General features: G+C 59.6%; 16 protein-coding genes. 3 read left to right on the top strand and 13 right to left on the bottom strand.

Annotated elements, in window-relative coordinates; genetic code table 11:
- Positions 1-62: 62 nt before the first annotated feature.
- The 8 genes from AC1MDT_RS07880 to AC1MDT_RS07845 form a co-directional block, all read right to left on the bottom strand.
- Entirely contained in the window at positions 63-1,451 is a 1,389-nt protein-coding gene (locus tag AC1MDT_RS07880; RefSeq protein WP_480421486.1) for an amidohydrolase family protein, read from the bottom strand.
- Between the two features lie 12 nt (positions 1,452-1,463).
- Positions 1,464-2,819: a nucleobase:cation symporter-2 family protein gene (locus AC1MDT_RS07875; protein WP_480421485.1), complete on the bottom strand. Its 1,356-nt coding sequence runs from the start codon at positions 2,817-2,819 to the stop codon at positions 1,464-1,466.
- A gap of 189 nt (positions 2,820-3,008) precedes the next feature.
- Positions 3,009-4,049 (bottom strand): CobW family GTP-binding protein, encoded by a 1,041-nt coding sequence (locus AC1MDT_RS07870; RefSeq protein WP_480421484.1) that lies wholly within the window; start codon positions 4,047-4,049, stop codon positions 3,009-3,011.
- 122 nt (positions 4,050-4,171) lie between these two features.
- On the bottom strand, positions 4,172-4,780 hold the full coding sequence (locus AC1MDT_RS07865; protein WP_480421483.1) for a UbiX family flavin prenyltransferase: 609 nt from the start codon (positions 4,778-4,780) through the stop codon (positions 4,172-4,174).
- Positions 4,777-6,162: a UbiD family decarboxylase gene (locus tag AC1MDT_RS07860; protein WP_480421482.1), complete on the bottom strand. Its 1,386-nt coding sequence runs from the start codon at positions 6,160-6,162 to the stop codon at positions 4,777-4,779. Before AC1MDT_RS07860 ends, AC1MDT_RS07865 begins: the two co-directional genes overlap by 4 nt.
- 245 nt (positions 6,163-6,407) lie before the next feature.
- The gene (locus AC1MDT_RS07855; protein WP_480421481.1) at positions 6,408-7,313 is read right to left on the bottom strand and encodes an amidohydrolase family protein; all 906 of its coding nucleotides are present in this window, start codon (positions 7,311-7,313) and stop codon (positions 6,408-6,410) included.
- A 4-nt stretch (positions 7,314-7,317) separates the two neighbouring features.
- Positions 7,318-8,247, bottom strand: a complete 930-nt coding sequence (locus AC1MDT_RS07850; RefSeq protein ID WP_480421480.1) for an amidohydrolase family protein — start codon at positions 8,245-8,247, stop codon at positions 7,318-7,320.
- 324 nt (positions 8,248-8,571) lie between these two features.
- On the bottom strand, positions 8,572-9,462 hold the full coding sequence (locus AC1MDT_RS07845; RefSeq protein ID WP_480421479.1) for a LysR substrate-binding domain-containing protein: 891 nt from the start codon (positions 9,460-9,462) through the stop codon (positions 8,572-8,574).
- Positions 9,463-9,580: 118 nt separating this feature from the next.
- Between AC1MDT_RS07845 and AC1MDT_RS07840 the strand changes: the two genes are divergently transcribed.
- The 3 genes from AC1MDT_RS07840 to AC1MDT_RS07830 are packed head-to-tail and all read left to right on the top strand — an operon-like array spanning position 9,581 to position 13,185.
- The gene (locus tag AC1MDT_RS07840; RefSeq protein WP_480421478.1) at positions 9,581-10,045 is read left to right on the top strand and encodes a (2Fe-2S)-binding protein; all 465 of its coding nucleotides are present in this window, start codon (positions 9,581-9,583) and stop codon (positions 10,043-10,045) included.
- Entirely contained in the window at positions 10,045-12,246 is a 2,202-nt protein-coding gene (locus AC1MDT_RS07835; protein ID WP_480421477.1) for a xanthine dehydrogenase family protein molybdopterin-binding subunit, read from the top strand. Before AC1MDT_RS07840 ends, AC1MDT_RS07835 begins: the two co-directional genes overlap by 1 nt.
- Before the next feature lie 6 nt (positions 12,247-12,252).
- Positions 12,253-13,185 (top strand): LysR substrate-binding domain-containing protein, encoded by a 933-nt coding sequence (locus tag AC1MDT_RS07830; protein WP_480421476.1) that lies wholly within the window; start codon positions 12,253-12,255, stop codon positions 13,183-13,185.
- Between the two features lie 404 nt (positions 13,186-13,589).
- On the opposite strand, the gene AC1MDT_RS07825 is transcribed toward AC1MDT_RS07830, so the two are convergent.
- The 5 genes from AC1MDT_RS07825 to AC1MDT_RS07805 form a co-directional block, all read right to left on the bottom strand.
- Complete coding sequence (locus AC1MDT_RS07825; protein ID WP_414908275.1) at positions 13,590-14,381, bottom strand: ABC transporter ATP-binding protein; 792 nt, start codon at positions 14,379-14,381, stop codon at positions 13,590-13,592.
- Between the two features lie 18 nt (positions 14,382-14,399).
- The gene (locus AC1MDT_RS07820) at positions 14,400-15,137 is read right to left on the bottom strand and encodes an ABC transporter permease (RefSeq protein WP_480421475.1); all 738 of its coding nucleotides are present in this window, start codon (positions 15,135-15,137) and stop codon (positions 14,400-14,402) included.
- A 21-nt stretch (positions 15,138-15,158) separates the two neighbouring features.
- Positions 15,159-15,875, bottom strand: a complete 717-nt coding sequence (locus AC1MDT_RS07815; protein WP_480421474.1) for an ABC transporter permease — start codon at positions 15,873-15,875, stop codon at positions 15,159-15,161.
- 67 nt (positions 15,876-15,942) lie between these two features.
- Positions 15,943-16,800, bottom strand: coding sequence for a transporter substrate-binding domain-containing protein (locus tag AC1MDT_RS07810; RefSeq protein WP_480421473.1), 858 nt, complete (start codon positions 16,798-16,800; stop codon positions 15,943-15,945).
- Positions 16,801-17,443: 643 nt separating this feature from the next.
- Positions 17,444-18,985 (bottom strand): HAL/PAL/TAL family ammonia-lyase, encoded by a 1,542-nt coding sequence (locus AC1MDT_RS07805; protein ID WP_480421472.1) that lies wholly within the window; start codon positions 18,983-18,985, stop codon positions 17,444-17,446.
- Between the last annotated feature and the right edge of the window lie 21 nt (positions 18,986-19,006).

Here is a 19,006-nt window from a genome sequence, read left to right as displayed (position 1 = left end):
CTGGCCTTCCGACCACCATCGCTGGCAGGCCAGCTCCTACAGAGGTTGTGTTGGCGATTGGATCAGTCGTCGACCTGCATCAACTGCTGCACCCCATCCCACGCTTCAGCGCGCATGCGCTTCAGATCCAGTCCTGGTATCACTCCGTCGTCAACCACCAGTCGCCCCCCGACCATGCTGTACCGCACGGCAATCGGCTCACCCGCGACCACCGGCGCCACCGCAATATCGTGGAAGCCAAAGAAACGCGGATGATCAAGGCCATAGATCACCAGGTCCGCCGCTTGCCCGACTTCTAGTGTGCCGACCGAACCCAACCCCAATACCTGTGCGCCTCCGGCCGTACCCCAATGAATCACGTCTTCGGCTGTGGTAGCCGACGCCCCTTGCTCTGCACGATGGATTAGCCACGCGCTATGCGCTTCACCGACCATGCTCCCGGACTCATTCGACGCCACACCATCCACCCCAAGGGAAATTGGCACACCCGCGTCGTACATTTGTGGCACCGGCGCGACGCCGCTGCCCAGCCGCGCATTGCTCACCGGGCAGTGGGAAATGCCGGTGCCGGTTTGGGCGAGCATGCGGATTTCCCCCGGTTGCAAATGCACCGCGTGGGCGAACCAGACGTCAGGGCCGAGCCATTCGTGTTCGGCGACGAATTCCACCGGCAGGCAGTTGTACTTCTCACGGCAGAAGTTGACGTAGTTCTGAGTCTCCGAAAGGTGCGTGTGCAACCGCAGGCCCAGGCCACGTCCGGTTTGGGCCAGTTCGCGCAGAAGCGTTGGTGGCAGCGAGAAGGTCGGCGTGGTCGGCGCGATCACCACCCGGCGCATCGCATCCGGGGTGTCCTGGTGGTACAGCGACTTGAGTCGTTCGATATCACCGACCATCTGGTCTAGCGTCTCGGGTTGCAGAGCGGTTTTCGAAAAGCCCGGGTGTGCGCTCGCCGATTCCAGCGCCCCGCCCCGGCACAGCACAAAGCGCATGCCGAACTCATCGGCCATGTCGAACAGCAGGTCACCGGTCTCGGTGGTGCCGTTGGCGTGGTAGAGGTAATGGTGATCGGCGCAGGTGGTGACGCCGGACAGCAGCAACTCCGCCATTCCCAGCCGCGCAGCGATCCGTGTCAGTTGCGGGGTAAAGCGGTTCAGGCGCGGGTAGGGCACGCTGGCGAGCCAGCCTTGCAGGTCTTGATTCAAACCTTCGGGCACGGCTTTTAGCAGGTTCTGGAACAGATGATGGTGGGTGTTGATCCAGCCGGGATAGACCACCGAGTGCCGCGCATCGATTACCCGCTCACCCGGTTGCGCCACCAAGCCAACCGCCATGTCAGCGATGCGTCCATTGACGATGCGAATGTCGACGTTGCCGGCTCGGGCACGGGGGCCGCGCAGGCCGGTCATCACTGCCAGCGGGTTTTTGATCAGGATGTTTTGAAGTTGAGTCATGGGCTACTCCAGTCAGAGGCTGTGGGACGCAGGCTTGGTGGCCGCGCTATCGGGAACGCTGACGCCGTTGAGCGTGGCGTTGAGCAACACCGACACCAGGCAGGCGATCACCACGCTGCTGTGCAGGAACGGCTGGCACCACTCGGGCATTTGCTTGAACAGCGTCGGCGCCAGCACCGGCACCAGGGCGGCGGCGATGGTGAAACCGACGATCAGCACATTGAAGCGATTGCGCTCGTAATCGACTTTGGCCAGGGTCTGAATGCCTGCCGCGGCGACTACGCCGAACATCGCGATGCCGGCTCCACCCAGCGCGGCCGTTGGCATCGAGGCGATGATTGCCCCGGCCTTGGGCACCAGCGCCACGGTGCACATCAGCAAGCCGCTGATTGCCACCACCCAACGGCTGCGCACGCCGGTCAGGATCACCAACCCGACGTTTTCCATGAAGGCAATAAACGGAAAGGCCGCGAACATGCCGGCGATGGTGCTGGCCAGGCCATTGGCGCGCAGGCCGTTGATGACTTGTTTCTCTTCCACCGATTTGTCGACGATGTCGCCGATGGCCACGAACAACCCCATGGACTCGACCATCTGCACAATCATCACCACGACCATGGTGGCGATCGGGATCAGGCTGAACGTAGGCAAGCCGAAGTAGAACGGGTAGGGCACGGTGAACCAGGGTGATTCCTGCACGCTGTGTAAATTGCCCATGCCCAGCCCGTAAGCCAGCCCCGCGCCTACCAACATGCCGACCAATACCGCCATGTTGCGCATCAGCGGGCTGCCATAGCGGTTGACCAGCAGAATGGTCACCAGCACCACGGCGGCTACTGCGAGATAGGCCGGGGCGCCGAAATTACTGGCGTTACGCCCGCCACCGACCCACTCATAGGCAATTGGAAACAGCTGCAAGCCGATCACGGTGACGATGCACCCGGTGACCACCGGCGGGAAGAACCGCCGTAATCGACCCACGAACGGCGCAGCGAGCATGGTAAATACCCCCGCACCGATCACCGCCCCGCAGACCCCGGCGAACCCCACGTCCGGGTTGCTGCCGATGGCGATCACCGGGCCGACACTGCTAAACGCCACGCCCTGGAGAATCGGCAAACGCACGCCAAATTTCCAGAAACCCACGGTTTGCAACAGGGTGGCGATGCCGGAACAGAACAGCGTGGTGCTGATGAGCACCACGGTATCGGCTTGGGACATTTTCAAGGCGCTGGCGACAATCAACGGCACGGCAATGGCGCCGATGTAGGAGACGGCCATGTGTTGCAGGCCGAGGGTGAGCATTTGCCTGACCGGCAGAATCTGGTCGACCGGGTGGACGGTGGAGACGGTAGTGGCTGACGACATGGAGAATCACCTCTTGCTGTTTTTGTGTTGTAGAGAGGGGTATTCGTTCTGATGCCAGGCAGCGAAGCTGCGACCTTGTGGGAGCGAGCTTGCTCGCTCCCACAGGGTTTTGCGTCACTCGCGGCCTGGTTTCAGGCATTTCGTTCTATGTGCCCGGAACCGCCATCCACCGGCTCCGATGCCGTTTTTTTAACCTGCCAGGCAGGCGACAAAGCCCTGGTTCAGCGCTGCGCGGTCCAGGTCGCGGCCGATGAACACAATCTTGCTGGAGCGCGGTTCGGTGCCCCACGAGGTGGAAGCGCGGAACTCGACCAGGCTGTGAACGCCTTGCAGCACGTAGCGTTGGTCCTGATTCGCAACCGACAAAACGCCTTTCATGCGATAGAGGTTGTCGGCCTGCTCGGTGCGCAATGTGCTGATCCAGCGATGGAACGCGCCCAGGTTCACCGCGCCGTCCACGGCAATTCCGACTGAGGACACGCTAGGGTCGTGCTCATGGTCCGGTTCATCGTGATGATGTTCGTCGGCGTGATGGTCATGCTCCGAACCGATCTCCATCAGCTTCTGAGTCGATTCGAACGCGCCGATGCCAAGGATTTTCGTCAGGTCGATCTCGGCATAACTGGAGGTGACCAACTCCGCCGTGGCGTTCAAACCGCGAATCTTTCCGCGCAGCGCCTCCACGTCTTCGGCGCTGACCAGATCGACCTTGTTGATCACAATCCTGTCGGCGCAGACGATCTGATCCACCGCCTGGTTGTCCACACCATCGAGTTGCAAATCCTCCAGATGTTGTGCGATGTGCTTGGCGTCGACCATGGTCACGATGGCGTCCAGTTCCACTTCGTCGGCAATCGGGTCATTGATGAAAAAGCTCTGCGCCACCGGGTACGGATCGGCCAGGCCGCTGGTTTCAATCAGGATGTGATCAAGCCGCACCGGGCGAGCCACCAGTTCGCGGACGATACGCACCAGGTCTTCGCGGACTTCGGCGGTGCAGCACACGCAACCGTTGATCATCTCGTAGATTTCTTCGGTTTCGGAACTCAGCACCAGGTCACCGTCGATGCCGACTTCACCGAATTCGTTTTCGATGACGGCAATCTTGCGCCCATGGTTTTCCTTGAGGATGTAGTTGAGCAGGGTGGTTTTGCCGGCGCCGAGGAAGCCCGTGAGGATGGTCACCGGGATTTTGCGGTTCGGGGTTGGGGCGTTGAAAGGTGTGTTCATGAGAGTTCCTTTAATGACGGACTGACCGGTACACGATGTGTTGGGGGGATACGCATTGTGGGAGCGGGCTTGCTCGCGAATGCGCTGTGTCATTCAACGTTGAAACGTTGATGATCGACTGATCAACCGCTTTCGCGAGCAAGCTCGCTCCCACAGGGTTTTTCTTGAGGTTCACCCCAGCGCAGCGCAGCGCCGGCGTCGAGGCCGAACAGGTCGAGGACACGGCCAAGGCTGTGATCGACCATTTGCGAAAGGTTTTGCGGGCAGGCGTAGAAGGCCGGCACCGGCGGGGCAATGATCCCGCCCATCTCGGTGACGGCAGTCATGTTGCGCAGGTGGGCAAGGGTCAGCGGGGTTTCCCGGGCCATCAACACCAGCGTGCGGCGTTCCTTCAAGGTGACGTCCGCTGCACGGCCGATCAGCCCCGAGGAGGTGCCGGTGGCGATTTCCGCCAGGGTACGCATAGAACAGGGCGCGACCACCATGCCCAGGCAGCGGAACGAACCGCTGGCGATGCCGGCGGCAACGTCGTCGGCGCGGTGGTAGTGGCTGGCCAAGGCGATGACATCGGCCAGTTTGTAGTCGGTCTCATGGGCCATGGTCAGCAGCGCGGCACGGCTGATGATCAGGTGGCTTTCGATGTTCAGTTCGGCCAGCAACTCCAGCAGACGCACGCCGTAAATGAACCCGGACGCACCGCTGATACCCACCACCATCCGCTGGCGGTTCATGACTGATAGCTCCTGAGCAGGTTGCGTGCGTGCTCGACCACGGCCTGATCCAACTGAGCCTTGATCCCGTCGAAGCCCGAGCCGCGCGTCGCATCGAGGCCCATGCGCGAGGTGGTGCCGTTGACCGAGGACGACGGGTCGAGCGGACTGCCGGGCAAGCCGTCGATAACGAAGATGTCTTGATGCGGCTGGAAGTGCGTGGCCAGTGCCCACAGCACCTGGCTGTCATCGGTGATGTCGATGTCACTGTCCACCGCGATCACGGTTTTCAGGTACGGGTCCCAGCCAAGCAGGGCGAGCATGATTTGCCGCGCCTCGCCATCACGACTTTGATCCAGCGCCACGTAGCAATGAAAGTGCGTGCCGGAATTGGGGTAATGCACCGCGGTGACGGCAGGGAAACGCGCCTTGAGTTTCTCGCTCATCTCCGCTTCTCGGGGCAGCCGTGCCAGGGTCAGGTGTTCGGCGTAACGTCCACCGACCACGTCCACCAACCAGGCATCCTTGCGCCGCATCAGGGTATCGACCCGCAACACGTTATTGGTCGAACGGTCTGAGGAATAACCGCTGAACTCGCCAAACGGCCCTTCCTCGGCGTAGGCCGTCGGGTCGATGGCGCCTTCGAGCACAAACTCGGCATAGGCCGGCACACCGATGCCGTAACGCGGGGTCTTGACCAGTTCCAACGGTGCGCCAAACAGGCCACCGGCCACCGCGCGTTCGTCGCTGCCATAGGGCAAGCGTGCCGCCGCGGCGAGCATGAACAACGGATGCGCGCCGACCACCATGGCCACGCGCAACTCTTCACCGCGCTCGCGAGCGGTTTGCAGCATCCGCCACAGGTGACCGCGTGAGTGCAGGCTCGTGGCGAGGGTCTGGCGGGCATGGCGCATCGAGCGGTGATAGCTCATGTTGGCGACGCCGGTGACCGGGTCTTCGGCAATGATGATTGCGTTAGTGATGTATGGCCCGCGATCGCTGTCGAAATGCTTGAGCATTGGCAGCAGCGCCAGGTCCACGGCTTCGCCTTCGAAGATCTCATCGAGTACCGGACCGGTTTCGACGTAACGCGGCGGGATGGGGTTATTTGCGCGGGCCTGGAAGGTTTCGTGCAATTGCGCCGGGCTGACGCCGAAAATCCGTGCGATACGGGTCCGGGATGCGAACAGGTTGGTGGCCACGGGCACGCCGAGCCTGCCGACGTTCTCGCAGATCAGCAGCGGGTCGCGGCCTTGTGTGGCCAGGGCATCGACCAGGGCAGTGACATTCTGATCGGCCGACAGAGACTGGTGAATGGTCAGCACATCGTCCGGGTACTGCCGGCGATAGGCGTCGATGAAGTCGTGGAAGTCCTGGGTATCGCCGAGCGTAGAGAGGGTCATGGTTTCACCTCGTAATAAGCAGGCGCGCAGGGAGAGCGCCGTTCGATCGACAAGCCGTTGGCCTGCCAGTCGATTGAACGCCGGGTCATCTGAACGCCTGAAGGGTCGCTGTACTGCCAGTAGGTAAAGACTCAGAACCTGTGGGAGCGAGCTTGCTCGCGATGGCAGTGTGTCAGTCGACATTCATGCTGAATGTGACGTCCTCATCGCGAGCAAGCTCGCTCCCCCATGGGTTGTGTTCCAACCTAGAGGTACGTCGTGGTCAGACGAATGTCCGCCTCGATCAGGTCCTTGGGTGGCGGTGTCGGTTCGATGCCGCACAACCGGGCGATGTTGTTGCCCAGGTAATCCTCAAGGTGATCCTCATCGATCCCCAACCCTTGCGGCGCCGGTGAGCACAGCACTTCCAGTTCCCGTAGCCACATGCCGGGTTCGTTCGGCGGTGAGTCGGTGCCGAACACGATCTTGTTGCGCGGCAGATCCTTGGCGAACTCGACGATCCGCGACTGGAAGCACCAGCCGGATTCGCAGTACACGTTCGGCGTGTCCATGGCCATCCAGAACGCTTCGAACGAGTAGTTGCCGCCAGTCTGGATACCAAAGTGGCCGATGACGAAGTTGACCATCGGGAACTCGCGGATGATCGGGTAGAACATCGTCGGGATGGTGTACGGGCCGTCACCGGTGTGGATCAGCACCACGATGTTGTACTTGGCGCAGACTTTCATGGCCGGACGCAGCCAGTCGAGGGCGCGGTCCGGGCGATAGCCGTGCATGTTCGCGTGCAGCTTGAGCATCTTGAAGCCGTATTCCTTGATGTGGAATTCCAGCTCCGCCGCGCCGTTTTCCGGTCCCCAGCGCGGGTTGAAGTTGAAGTTGCCGATGAAGCGATCCGGGTACTTCACGCACAATTCGGCGACATAGGACATGTAGTCCCGCACGCCTTCACGACCTCGACGGTTGCCATCGCGATAACCGGTGTTGCCGGGTGGCGGCTGGATGAAGCCCATGTCGATGCGGCGCGGTTTGCCGTTGATCATGTAGGGGCCGTCCATCAGCTTGAGCATGCGCTCGCCAGTGAACGGTTCGCCGGTGTGGCGCCAGGCCTCGTCGACCAGGTTGGTAGGGTGCAGATGGGTGTCGATAATCATCGGTTCAGCTCCTGGCCAGTGGGGTGGTGACTGGGCGCTTCAACTGCGCCTCGGCTTCGGACACGGAACGCGGCGGCGGAGTTGGCTCCAGGCCGATCATCCGTGCCGTGTTGTTGCCCAGGTATTCTTCGAGCGTGTCCTCGTCGAGGTTCAGGCCTTGCGGTGGCTCATGGCAGAGCACTTCGAGCAGGCGCAGCCACATGCCCGGTTCGTTTGGCGGGGTGTCCGTGCCGAACAGAATTTTGTGGGTCGGCAGGACCTTCGCGAACTCGACAATCCGCGATTGCAGGCACCAGCCCGATTCGCAGTAGACGTTAGGCAGCTCCATCGCCCATTGCATCGGTTCGAACACATAGACGCCGCCGGTCTGTACACCGAAGTGGGCCATGATGAAATCGACGTTGGGGAACTCCTTGATCATCGGCACCCATTCCGATGGGATGCTGTACGGACCGTCACCGGTGTGCAGCTTGACGGGGATGCCCAGCTCTGCACATTTCTCGAAGGCCGGGCGCACCCAGTCGAGCGCGCGGTCCGGACGATAGGCATGCATGTTGGCTTGCATCTGGACCATCTTGAAACCGTGTTCCTTGACGTAGCGCTCGATCGCTTCAACGCCGTTTTCCACGCCGCAGCGCGGGTTGTAGACGAAGCAGCCGATAAAGCGATCCGGGTAGGTCTGGACCATTTTCAGGGTGTAGGCCATGTAGGCGTCGATGGACTCGCGACCGGTCAGGTCGCCGTCGGTCCAGGTGTAAATGGTGTTGCCTTGCGGCGGTTGGATGAAGGCTTTGTCGATGCGGCGAGGTTTGCCGTTGACCATGTACGGGCCATCCATCATCTCCAGCAGACGCTCGCCGGTGAACGGGTCACCGTCATGCCTCCAGGCGAGGTCCACCAGGTCGGTGGGATAGCAACTGATATCGATGATCATTGAAGTCGATCTCCTGATAGCGGGGAAGGGAGCCTCTGGGCTCACAGCAACCGCGTCCCGGGTCATCGGCCATTTCTATGCGCACGAATGCGCATTCCCTCGCCTGGTCGCATCCGGCTCGGGACGCTGGTTGCTTGGGGGGAAGTATTGGAAGGAGGTGTCGGGTTCGTACAATATTAATTGGGCGGCGTGTTGATACGTGTTCGATATGGGCGGGTTGTTTTAGTGAGTCTGGCGGTCTCTTCGCGAGCAGGCTCGCTCCCACAGGGAAATATCGCCGTACACAAAACCACTGTGGGAGCGAGCCTGCTCGCGAAGAGACCGTCAGTAAAGTGTTTGCAAAGCCAGCTGCTTGATCACTTCGACCACCGGTGCCACCCGCTCAGCTTGCCCCGGCGGCCATACTGCATACAGGTTGTAATGTGCCGCAATCTTCGCGTCGTTCAGTTCCACCAAGCGCCCCGAACGCAACGCATCCGCCGCCAGCAACCCACGCACCAGCCCCGCGCCAACCCCAGCCTCGGCGGCGGCTATCAGGTTGGCCGCATTATCAAAAATCACCCGCGCTCCCGGCTCGGTCGGGGTCATGCCGGAGGCGTCCAGCCAGGGAATCCACGACCGGCGCGTATACCCCAACAACGGCAATCCCAAAACCTGCGCCGGGGTTAACGGCACCTGCAAACCATGCCGTTCCAGCAACGCAGGGGAGGCCACGGCCCGGACGCTGTCGCCACAAATCTGCGTCATCTCGCAGTCGTCCCAATCGCCATAACCGTAGCGCAACGCCAGGTCGAGCCGCTCAAACGTACTGCGATCCGTGCGCGGCATCGACAGCAACACCACCTCATGGTCCGGCAATAAATCCAGCAACTCGGGCAAGCGCGGATTGAGCCAGCTCTGGGCCAATTCGCTGTCCACATCAATGGTCAGCCGTTGCGCCACGCTGCGGTTTTTCACCGAGGACAACGCCCGATCAATCTGCGCCAACCCGTCGGACAACACGCTGGCAAACAATTGCCCGGCATCGGTCAGGTTGCTGCCGCCGCCTTCACGCACAAACAGCGGCTGTCCGATGAAGTCTTCCAGCGAGCGGATCTGTTGGCTGATGGCGCTATGGGTCAGGTCGAGTGTGCGCGCCGCACTGGAAAAACTGCCGCTGCGGGCAGCCTGGATGAATGCGCTCATGGACTGCACCGACGGGTATCGCTTGTACATGCTGTTAGTCCTACTTACACAGGATGGCAGAAATCGTCGCTGGCCCGCTTTAGCGCAGGCTTCCAATAATTGATCACCAGGCCTGCACAAAGACGGGCCGCTCTCTTGGAGCCTGACAATGATCGAATTCACGGTAAACGGCGAACGACACGAGCTGGTAGAGACGTCGCCCTCCATGCCCTTGTTATGGGTGTTGCGAGATCACTTGAAACTCACCGGCACCAAGTTCGGTTGCGGCATGGGCCTGTGTGGCGCCTGCACCGTGCACCTGGACGGTGTCGCGGTGCGTTCCTGCCAACTGCCGGTCGCCGCCGTGGCGGGGCACAGCATCACCACCATCGAAGGCTTGTCACCCACTGAACAGCATCCACTGCAACTGGCCTGGGTTGCCGAAGATGTTCCGCAATGCGGTTACTGTCAATCGGGGCAGATTATGTCCGCCGCCGCGTTGCTCAACACAGGGGCGGCTGTCACCGATGATTCGATCCGCAACGCCATGTCCGGCAACCTGTGCCGTTGCGGCACTTACGGTCGAATCAACAAAGCCATCAAGCGTGCGGCGTCCGCGCCGAAGGAGGCGTGATGACGTTCATTGATGACACTCAAGTCGAACTGCCGCGCCGACTCTTTCTCAAGCAAGCGGCTACTGTAGCCTCGGGTCTTGCGATTGCTTTCCATTTGCCCTCAGGCATGGCGGCAACGCCTGTACCGGTGGGGGAATTCGAGCCCAACGCCTGGGTCCGCGTGTTGCCCGATGGCACGGTAAAACTGGTGGTGCACAAGCACGATTCCGGCACCGGTACCCAGACCGCGCTGGCCGCTTGTGTGGCCGAGGAACTGGACGTCAACCCAATGACGGTGCAGGTCATTACCCCGGAAAATCCGTTCTTCGAGGCCTACATTCATCCCCTCTGGAAAGTCTATTCCACAGGGGGCAGCACCAGCGTGTCGCTGGAATACGAGCGCTTGCGCATGGCCGGCGCCACGGCCCGAGCACTGTTGATCACGGCGGCAGCCAAACAGTGGAACGTCAGCCCCGACAGTTGCAACACCGAAGAAGGCCGCGTGGTGCATCCCGCCAGCAAACGCAGCCTGGGTTACGGCGAACTGGCAGGTGCCGCCGCGCTGTTGCGGGCCCCGGACAAGGTCACGCTGAAGGCCCCGGCGCAGTTCAAATACATCGGCAAACTACGGCATAAGCGCGATGCAGCGGCCAAGGTTTGCGGTCGCTTCAAGTACAGCATCGACGTGGATCTGCCGGAGATGTTGGTGGCGGTGATACAGCGCACGCCCGTGATCGGCGCGAAAGTGCTGAAGGTGGATTCCAGCGCCACGCTACAAGTGCCAGGCGTGCGTAAAGTGATTGCGATTCCAGGCCGGCCTGAGGTGCTGGGAGGCAATCAGGAAGGCGTCGCGGTGCTCGCAGACAATTACTGGGCAGCTCATGAGGGCCGCGAGTTGTTGAAGGTGCAATGGAGCGATTCGCCCCTGGCCGGGTTTGATAGTGATCAACTGGCAACTGCGCAAGCAGCGGCTATCGACGACAAGACTGCACAGCGAGTATCAGCCATGGCGGCGGGAGACGTAAGCGCTCAATGGCCAAGAGCGGCGAAGCTGCTCGAAGCCGATTATCGTATGCCGCACAAGGTGCAAAACCCGCTTGAACCGGTGTGTATCACCGCACAGGTGAAGAATGACGCTATCACCTATTGGGGTGGTGTGCAGGTGCCCTCGTCCGCGCTGGAAGCCGCAGAAACGGTGTGCAAGATCACCAAGGTCAAGGTCACCATCAACGAGCGGGTCTCCGGCGGCAGTTTCGGCGCGCGTGAGGCCAAATACTGGTTGTTCGAAGTGGCGTATCTCGCACAGCAGGTCAAGGTGCCGGTCAAATTGATGAACAGCCGCGAAGATGAAATGCGTGCACTGTTCATGCACCCGGCCACATTGCATCGCGCAAAAGGCGCACTGGACGCGCAGGGCCGGTTGACGGCGTTGCAACTCAATGCCGTATCGCCAGCCTCGCCGGAACAGTGGGAACCCGGCTACTTCGAACGCCCCGACCAGATGGACTACAGCACTACCGAGGCCATCACCGCGTGGGACTTTGCCTATCGCCCGGCGAATCTGGACTTGGTGTGGGTCAAGCATGAAAGCAACGTGCCCAGCGGGTGGTATCGCTCGGTGAGCTTCATCCCCAACGTGTTCGCCGTGGAAAGCTTCATGGACGAACTGGCCCATGGCGCCGGGCAGGATCCGTTGGCCTTTCGCCTGGCCAACATGCAGGAACGGCCCAGGCATGTCGCGGTACTCAAAAGCGCCGCTGAACGCGCCGGTTGGGGCCAGCCATTGCCGGAAGGTACGGCGCTGGGCATCGCCACGAATCAGGGTTACACCAGCTTCATCGCGGTGGTCGCCAGGCTTTCGAAAAAGGACGGTGTAATCAAGGTCGATAAGCTCACCTGCGTGGTCGATTGTGGCCTTGCGGTGTCGCCGGGCGGTGTCGAAGAGCAGATCTATGGCGGCCTGATGTGGGGCCTCGGCCATGCACTGTTCGACCGCATGGACATCAAACAGGGCAGGGTGGTGCAGAGCAACTTCCATGACTATCGGGTGACCCGCATGTCGGACATGCCGGCAGTGGACATCCTGGTGCTGGACGGCGAGCCGGGCAAACCCGGCGGCGTCGGTGAACTGGGCAGCCCGTCGGTGGCCCCGGCCATCGCCAATGCACTGTTCAGCCTGACCGGCGTGCGTCAGCGCTCGACGCCACTGACTCTGGGATAAGCCGCGATGGACCTGCGATTGCTGCGGTACTTCATGGCCCTGGCGGAAGAGCTGCACTTCGGCCGGGCGGCCACGCGTTTGCACATTTGCCAGCCGCCGCTGAGCCAGCAGATTCGTCTGCTGGAAGAGGAACTGGGTACGCCGCTGTTCGAGCGCAGCCATCATCGGGTCGAGCTGACGGCGGCCGGGGCGATGCTCAAGGAACAGGCGCCTCTAGTGTTCGAACAACTGAATCGCGCGCTTGATCTGACTCGTCAGACCGGTCGCGGCCAGTTGGGAGAGTTGGAAATCGGCATGATCAGTTCGGTGATGGTCGGAGTGCTCCCACGGGCCTTGCATCTGTTTCGCGAGCGCTATCCGCACGTCACCTGGTGTCTGCACGAAATGACTCCGGCGGCACAGGTCATGGCATTGAAGGAAAAACGCATCGATGCCTGTGTATTCAGGGTCGGCTATGACGATCCACAGTTGCGAAATGAATTGCTGATCTACGAGCCGATCCGGGTGGTCATGCCCATCGATCATCCGTTGGCCGGACGCGAAAGCCTGGCGCCTTCAGATCTGGCGCAGGAGCCATTCGTCGCGTTGGAGCTCAAGCAGTCGCGGTTTGCCGATTTTCTCTACCAGTGCTGTATCAAGGCCGGATTTATTCCGCAGATTCGTCAGCAGGTGATCGAGGTTCAGACCTTGCTCAGTCTGGTGCGGGCGGGTTTCGGTGTGGCGCTGTTGCCAGCGTCCATCGAGCAGATGGCGCCGGCCGGGCTGGTGTTTCGTCGCCTGACACCGGCATTGCCGGAAGTGCCGCTATACGCCACGTATCGCGCGGACGATGACTCGCCGGTGCTCAAGCTGTTTCTTGATACGTTGCGCGAATTAGTTCTCGAGGAAAGGGTGGGCGAGCTTAAAAGTGAATCGCCCCGTTCCTCGTCACTCGTTTGAGTTCAGCACGTAGACGCGAAGGCCGGCGTTCCGGTCTTCCTCCTGAACTCGCTGCTCCCAAATGAGCGAGCAACGTGCTCAGCGGCCCGGTCTATACAAGACCAACAAACGACAGAATAACGAGGGCGATCACAACTGCGCCGACGATGTAGATAATACTGTTCATGAAACCACCTCTCTATATGAACGGGATTCCGACACGAAGGTGTCTATTACAGACGACACCTCCATTCGCAATTCCGTTCAACAAACCTGTCTCTTGGCTTTTCCGTTTTCGCCGAGGCTGAATCCTTCGGGGGCAAGGACGGCGAACGTCTCGGCGACGGGCATGGGCTCTTGAATCCCCGGCGCTGGCGGGGTTTGCTGACGAGGTTTGTGGAAGGCGTCTCCCCTCAGGGCAATACTTACTCGGCACTTCTATCGTTATGGCTAGATACGAATTGCCGAAAGCGTTCGGTAGGCAAACCTTCGAAAAGTTCTGCTGACGTGCCTTGGGCATCGATCAGGCCGCCGTGCATGAACACCACCCGATTTGACACGTGCCGGGCAAAGCCCATCTCGTGCGTGACGACCAGCATCGTGCGGCCTTCTTCGGCCAGAGAGCGCATCACCCGCAACACCTCGCCAACGAGTTCAGGGTCAAGTGCCGAGGTGGGCTCATCGAACAGCATGACTTGTGGGTTCATCGCCAATGCACGGGCTATCGCTACGCGTTGCTGCTGGCCTCCGGACAGGTGCGCGGGGTAGTAGTCGCGGCGATCGTACAGCCCGACCTTGTGCAGCAGTGCCTCGGCTTCCTCGACACATTCGGCGCGGGAACGTTTGAGCACCCGCATCGGGCCTTCAATGACATTTTGCAGCACCGTCATGTGCGACCAGAGGTTGAAGCTTTGGAACACCATGCCCAGGCAACTACGCATCCGTTCAACCTGGCGGCCGTTGCTCGGGGTCTGGCGGCCGTCGGCATGCTGCTTCATTTCGATCACTTCACCATTGACGCTGATGATGCCTTGATCGGGTGTTTCCAGAAGGTTGATGCAACGCAGGAAAGTACTTTTACCGGATCCACTGGCGCCGAGGATCGAGATTACGTCGCCCTTGTGGGCTTCCAGGGAAATGCCCTTGAGGACATGTGCGTTGCCGAAGGACTTCTGAATGTTAGTGACCGACAAGGCTGAAGCGGGCTGAGTGCTCATGGCATGCTCCGTATAAAATCAGGAATGGGTAGGCAGCGAGGGGCTGACTTTTTTGATGGCGTCGACTGGCCGCTCACGCAAGTGCGGCGAGAGGCGATACTCGAGCCAGGCGACAGCACGGACGACCAGGAAATTCAGCACCAGGTAGATCAAGGCCGCGCAAATGAACACCTCCATCGTGCGATAGGTGCGCTGGATGATCTGTTGCGCAACGCCAGTGACGTCCCAGACAGTCACCAGGCTGGCCAACGCAGTGGACTTGACCAGCAAAATGGCTTCGGTGGAGTAGGCCGGCAGGGCCTGGCGCAAGGTAACCGGCGCAATGATCCGGCGCAGCAGCTCCCAGGGCGACATGCCTACGGCCTTGCCCGCCTCGATCTGCCCCTTTGGCACGCTAAGCAGCCCGCCGCGAATGATTTCGGCGGTGTAACCGGCGGTACACAAGGCCAGTGACACTACCGCGCAACCATAGGGCGACTTGAGCAGCACCCAGGCGAAACTGTCGCGAATGGCAGGGAACTGGCCCAGCCCGTAGTAAATCAGGAACATTTGAATCAGCAGCGGCGTACCGCGAAACAACATGATGTAGAAACGCGCCGGATAGCTGAAAAACCACCAGCGGCTGACCCGCAGGCTGACAATGCCTACGGACAGGGTAAGGCCGATCACCAATGAGCTGAAAAACAGCGTCAGCGTTGTGGGTAACGCTGCCAAAAGCTTGAGCATGGTGTCAGCGAGGAACGGAAAATCGAACATAAATGGCGCTCCCGACTCGAACTAGACTGGGCTGCGTTGCTGCGTGCGACGCACGCGAGCTTCAGCCATATTGAAAAGCCGACCGGACAGGCCAGTGAGAATGAGGTACACGGCGCCCCCGATGATATAGAACGTAAAATATTGACGCGTCGACCCGGCCGCGACCTGACTGGCACGCATCAATTCCACCAAGCCGATGACTGAAATCAGCGCGGAGTCTTTCAGGCTCATTTGCCAGACATTACCCAGCCCGGGCAGCGCGAATCGCAGTACCTGGGGGACCAGAATCCGTTTGAAGCGCATCGCACGGGTCATGCCAATGGCCAGCCCGGCTTCAAGTTCGCCCTTGGACACCGCGAGAAAAGCGCCACGGTAGACTTCGGCCTGATAGGAGCCCGAAATCAGCCCGACAGCCAATGCACCGACCAGAAAAGGCGGCACGTCGATGTAGCCTTCACCGCCGAACCAATGGCCAACCGCTGTGACCACACTGGCTCCGCCAAAGTAGAACAGGTAGATCACCAGCAACTCGGGGATACCCCTGAACAGTATCGAATACAGATCCCCCAGCCAGCGCAAACTGCGCTGACGGGATAGCTTGGCAGCAGCAACCAGGCTGCCAAATACCGCACCCACCAGCAGGGCTGCCAGGGTCAATATCACGGTCATGCCCGCCGCTTTGAGCAACGCCATTCCCCAGCCTGAGTCACCGAAACTGAGTAGCTCCAAGAGGTTCATAGAGGGTCCCACTTATGAAAAGGTTTAAGCAGACCCGGCAACCTTTACGGTGCCGGGACATTCAGATTTATTGCTTAGGGGTAAGGTCTGCCTTGAACCACTTCTCGCTCAGTTTCTTGATCGTACCGTCAGCCATCGCTTCTTTGAGGGCAGCGTCGAACTTGGCTTTCAGGTCAGTATCTTTCTGACGGAAGCCCAGCGCTTCGCCTTCACCCCAGATCGGGCCTTTGATGACCGGGCCGGTAAAGACCAGCGGTTTGTTCTCAGGCTTGTCCATGACCGAGTTGAAGAAGGTCACGTCATCGAATGCTACGTCGATACGGCCCGCCAGCAGATCGAGAATGGCTTCGGCTGAGCTGCCGTACTCTCGAATGGTCGCCACATCCTTGAAGTTTTGATCAATGAATGATGTGTAAATCGTGCCCGAGGCGATACCAATGGTTTTGCCCTTGAGAGCCTTGCGCAGCTCTTCAACGCCGGCGCGTACTTCCTTGGTATCGGTACCCAGTGTAATGGCGGCATCAACACCGGTTTTGCCCGGCAACAGATCGGATTTGAGCGCGACAAAACTGGCCGGTGTCTGGGCATAAGGGACCGAGAAGGCCATGACCTTCTGGCGTTCTTCGTTGATGACAATGGCGTCCATCAGCACGTCGAATTTACCGGCATTGAGACTGGCGATCATCCCGTCCCAGTTCTGTACAACGATGTTGCACTTGAGCTTCATGCGCGGACAGATGACATCCATCAGCTCAGGTTCGAAGCCGCCGATTTTCCCACCCGGGAGCGTCAGGTTCCAGGGTTCATAGGCGCCTTCTGTTGCAATATTCACCGAGGTCCACTCTTTGGCCTGCAGTGCCGGAGCACACGCCAGGACCATTGCACTGAGCGCTACAGAACCCAACCAGCTTGATTTCTTCGACATCTTGCTACTTCCTGCCTAATCAATGGAGTGTTGCGAACTGATCCGGCTCAGGCCGAATCTCCAATATCTGTGCGCACAACTATTTTTGTGCACACAGGACAAAACCATAAAAGCCAACGGTCAGTTAAGCCGTTCAATTCGCACCCATAATGGTTTCAGCCTGGACAGCGCCCCCATCTCCATGTGCCTTCAAACCAGCCCTGGCCGAGTGCCCGCATTCATACGTCTTTACTTGTACATACAAGCATATGCAATCAAGCGGCCAACTTATTGAATAGTCGCTCAATAAAGTGTTGGAAATGCTGAAAAGCCCTAGGAACAACGGTTTGCCAGGTATCGAATTTTTTCCGGAAGGTTTTTGCGAAGGCGTGCTGGTTGTAACTTGAATGTGATTTTGCGCCACGCTGGGGCATTCGGTAACAAGTTGGTGCGGTTTGGAAACGGCTTAAAGCCAGGGGGTAAAGCGGGAGAGGTGATCGACTTCCCGATTTGCTGCTTGATGAGCACGCGGAGGAAGGGGCCCCACGCTTGCGAAAGCGGTGATGCAGATCCAGGTTCGGCCCCAAGGCAATCCTTCAGTCGTCGGGAGGTAGCGAAATGCATACCCGTGACAGCCAAAGGACAGCCTTGGAGTCCAACACATTTACTTCAGGTTTTTCAGCACCGTGGTAAGGACTTCACCACTACGTACCTGCTCGGTAACACTCACCATATCCAAATAGAATGCACGATCGTTGTCGGCGACCGGCACTCGGCTACGCACCAGGTCATAAACCGCCTTGGTGACGCTAGACGCCTTGCGCACATCATGGAAGTCCAAGGCCTGGCAACCGACCAGCAGTTCAATTGCCAGCACCGACTCAAGTTTTTCGGAAACCTTGTAAGCCTTGATGACGGCGTTATAGGCGAGGCTGACCAGATCCTCCTGATTGCCGCAGGTCGAGATACTGTCAACAGAGGAAGGGAACGACAGTGTCTTCATTTCCGCATACAGGCCAGCTGCCGTGTATTGAAGGATCATGTACCCGCTGTTAAGGCCCGGGTTGCGCACCAGAAAGGCCGGCATTTCACTGAAGTGGGAGTTGACCATACGGTCGATACGGCGCTCGGAAATCTTCGCCAGGTTGGCCAGCGCCACACACAACGAATCCGCTGACATGCCGATGTAGGTGCCGTCGAAGTTGGCGCCGGAGATGGCAATGCCGTCGCCGTCGTCAAACGGGTAAATGACCGGGTTATCGCCCGAGGAGTGAATTTCGTTCTCGATGTTTTCGCGTGCGTGATCAATGAATTTTTTCGACGCACCATGCACCTGGGGAATGGAGCGCAGGCTGTAGGCATCCTGAAGCCGGTAATCAATGTTTTCGGCGATCAGTTGGCTGTCATGCAGCATCGCCTTTATATCCCTGGCAGTTTGCGCCTGCTCTTTGTGTGCTTTGACCGAGTGATAACGAGGGTCGAATGCGCGAATCGTGCCCTTTAACGCTTCAAGCGAAATAGCCGCAGCGACATCGGCAATAGAGGCTGTCTGCATGGCGTTGTAGAGTGCCAGAATAGCAATGGCGGTCACTGACGTGGTGCCGTTGAGCAGGGCTAATCCTTCTTTGCACTGCAGGTCTGTCGGTTGCAGGCCGACCTGTTTAAGCGCGGTGGCGCCATCCACCCATTCGCCGCCATTGACCCTGGCTTGACCTTCGCCAAGCAGCACTAATGCCAGGTGCCCCTCGACTGCCAAATAGCCCACCGACCCCTCACCTGGCGCAAACGGCACTACTTCGTTGTTGAGCAGGCCGGCAATCAGCTCCAACAACTCCAGGCGCACCCCCGAAAAACCTTTGCCAAGACTGACCAGAATCATTAACTGGATAGCACGAACCTGCTCACGCTTGAGCGGCTCGCCCACTGCAACGGCGTGGGAGCGCACGATGTTGACCTGGAGCTCCTTGGCATTCTGCGCAGAAATCACATGCCGAACGTTATCGCCAAACCCCGTGGTCACACCATAGACCAAGCGATTTTCATCGAGGAAACGCTCGACCAAACCACGGGACTTTTTCACGCGGTTCTTGTAGGCCTCGGAAAACGACACCCTGGCTGAATAACGGGCTACCGCTACGAACTCTTCGATGGAAGGTTCTCTATCGCCGAGGATGACCTGAGTGATTTGCTGAGGATGAGTTTTCATTGCTAACTCCCGAGAAACGAA

Source organism: Pseudomonas sp. ASL7 (assembly GCF_056680375.1).
This window is presented reverse-complemented; position numbering and strand designations above follow the sequence as displayed.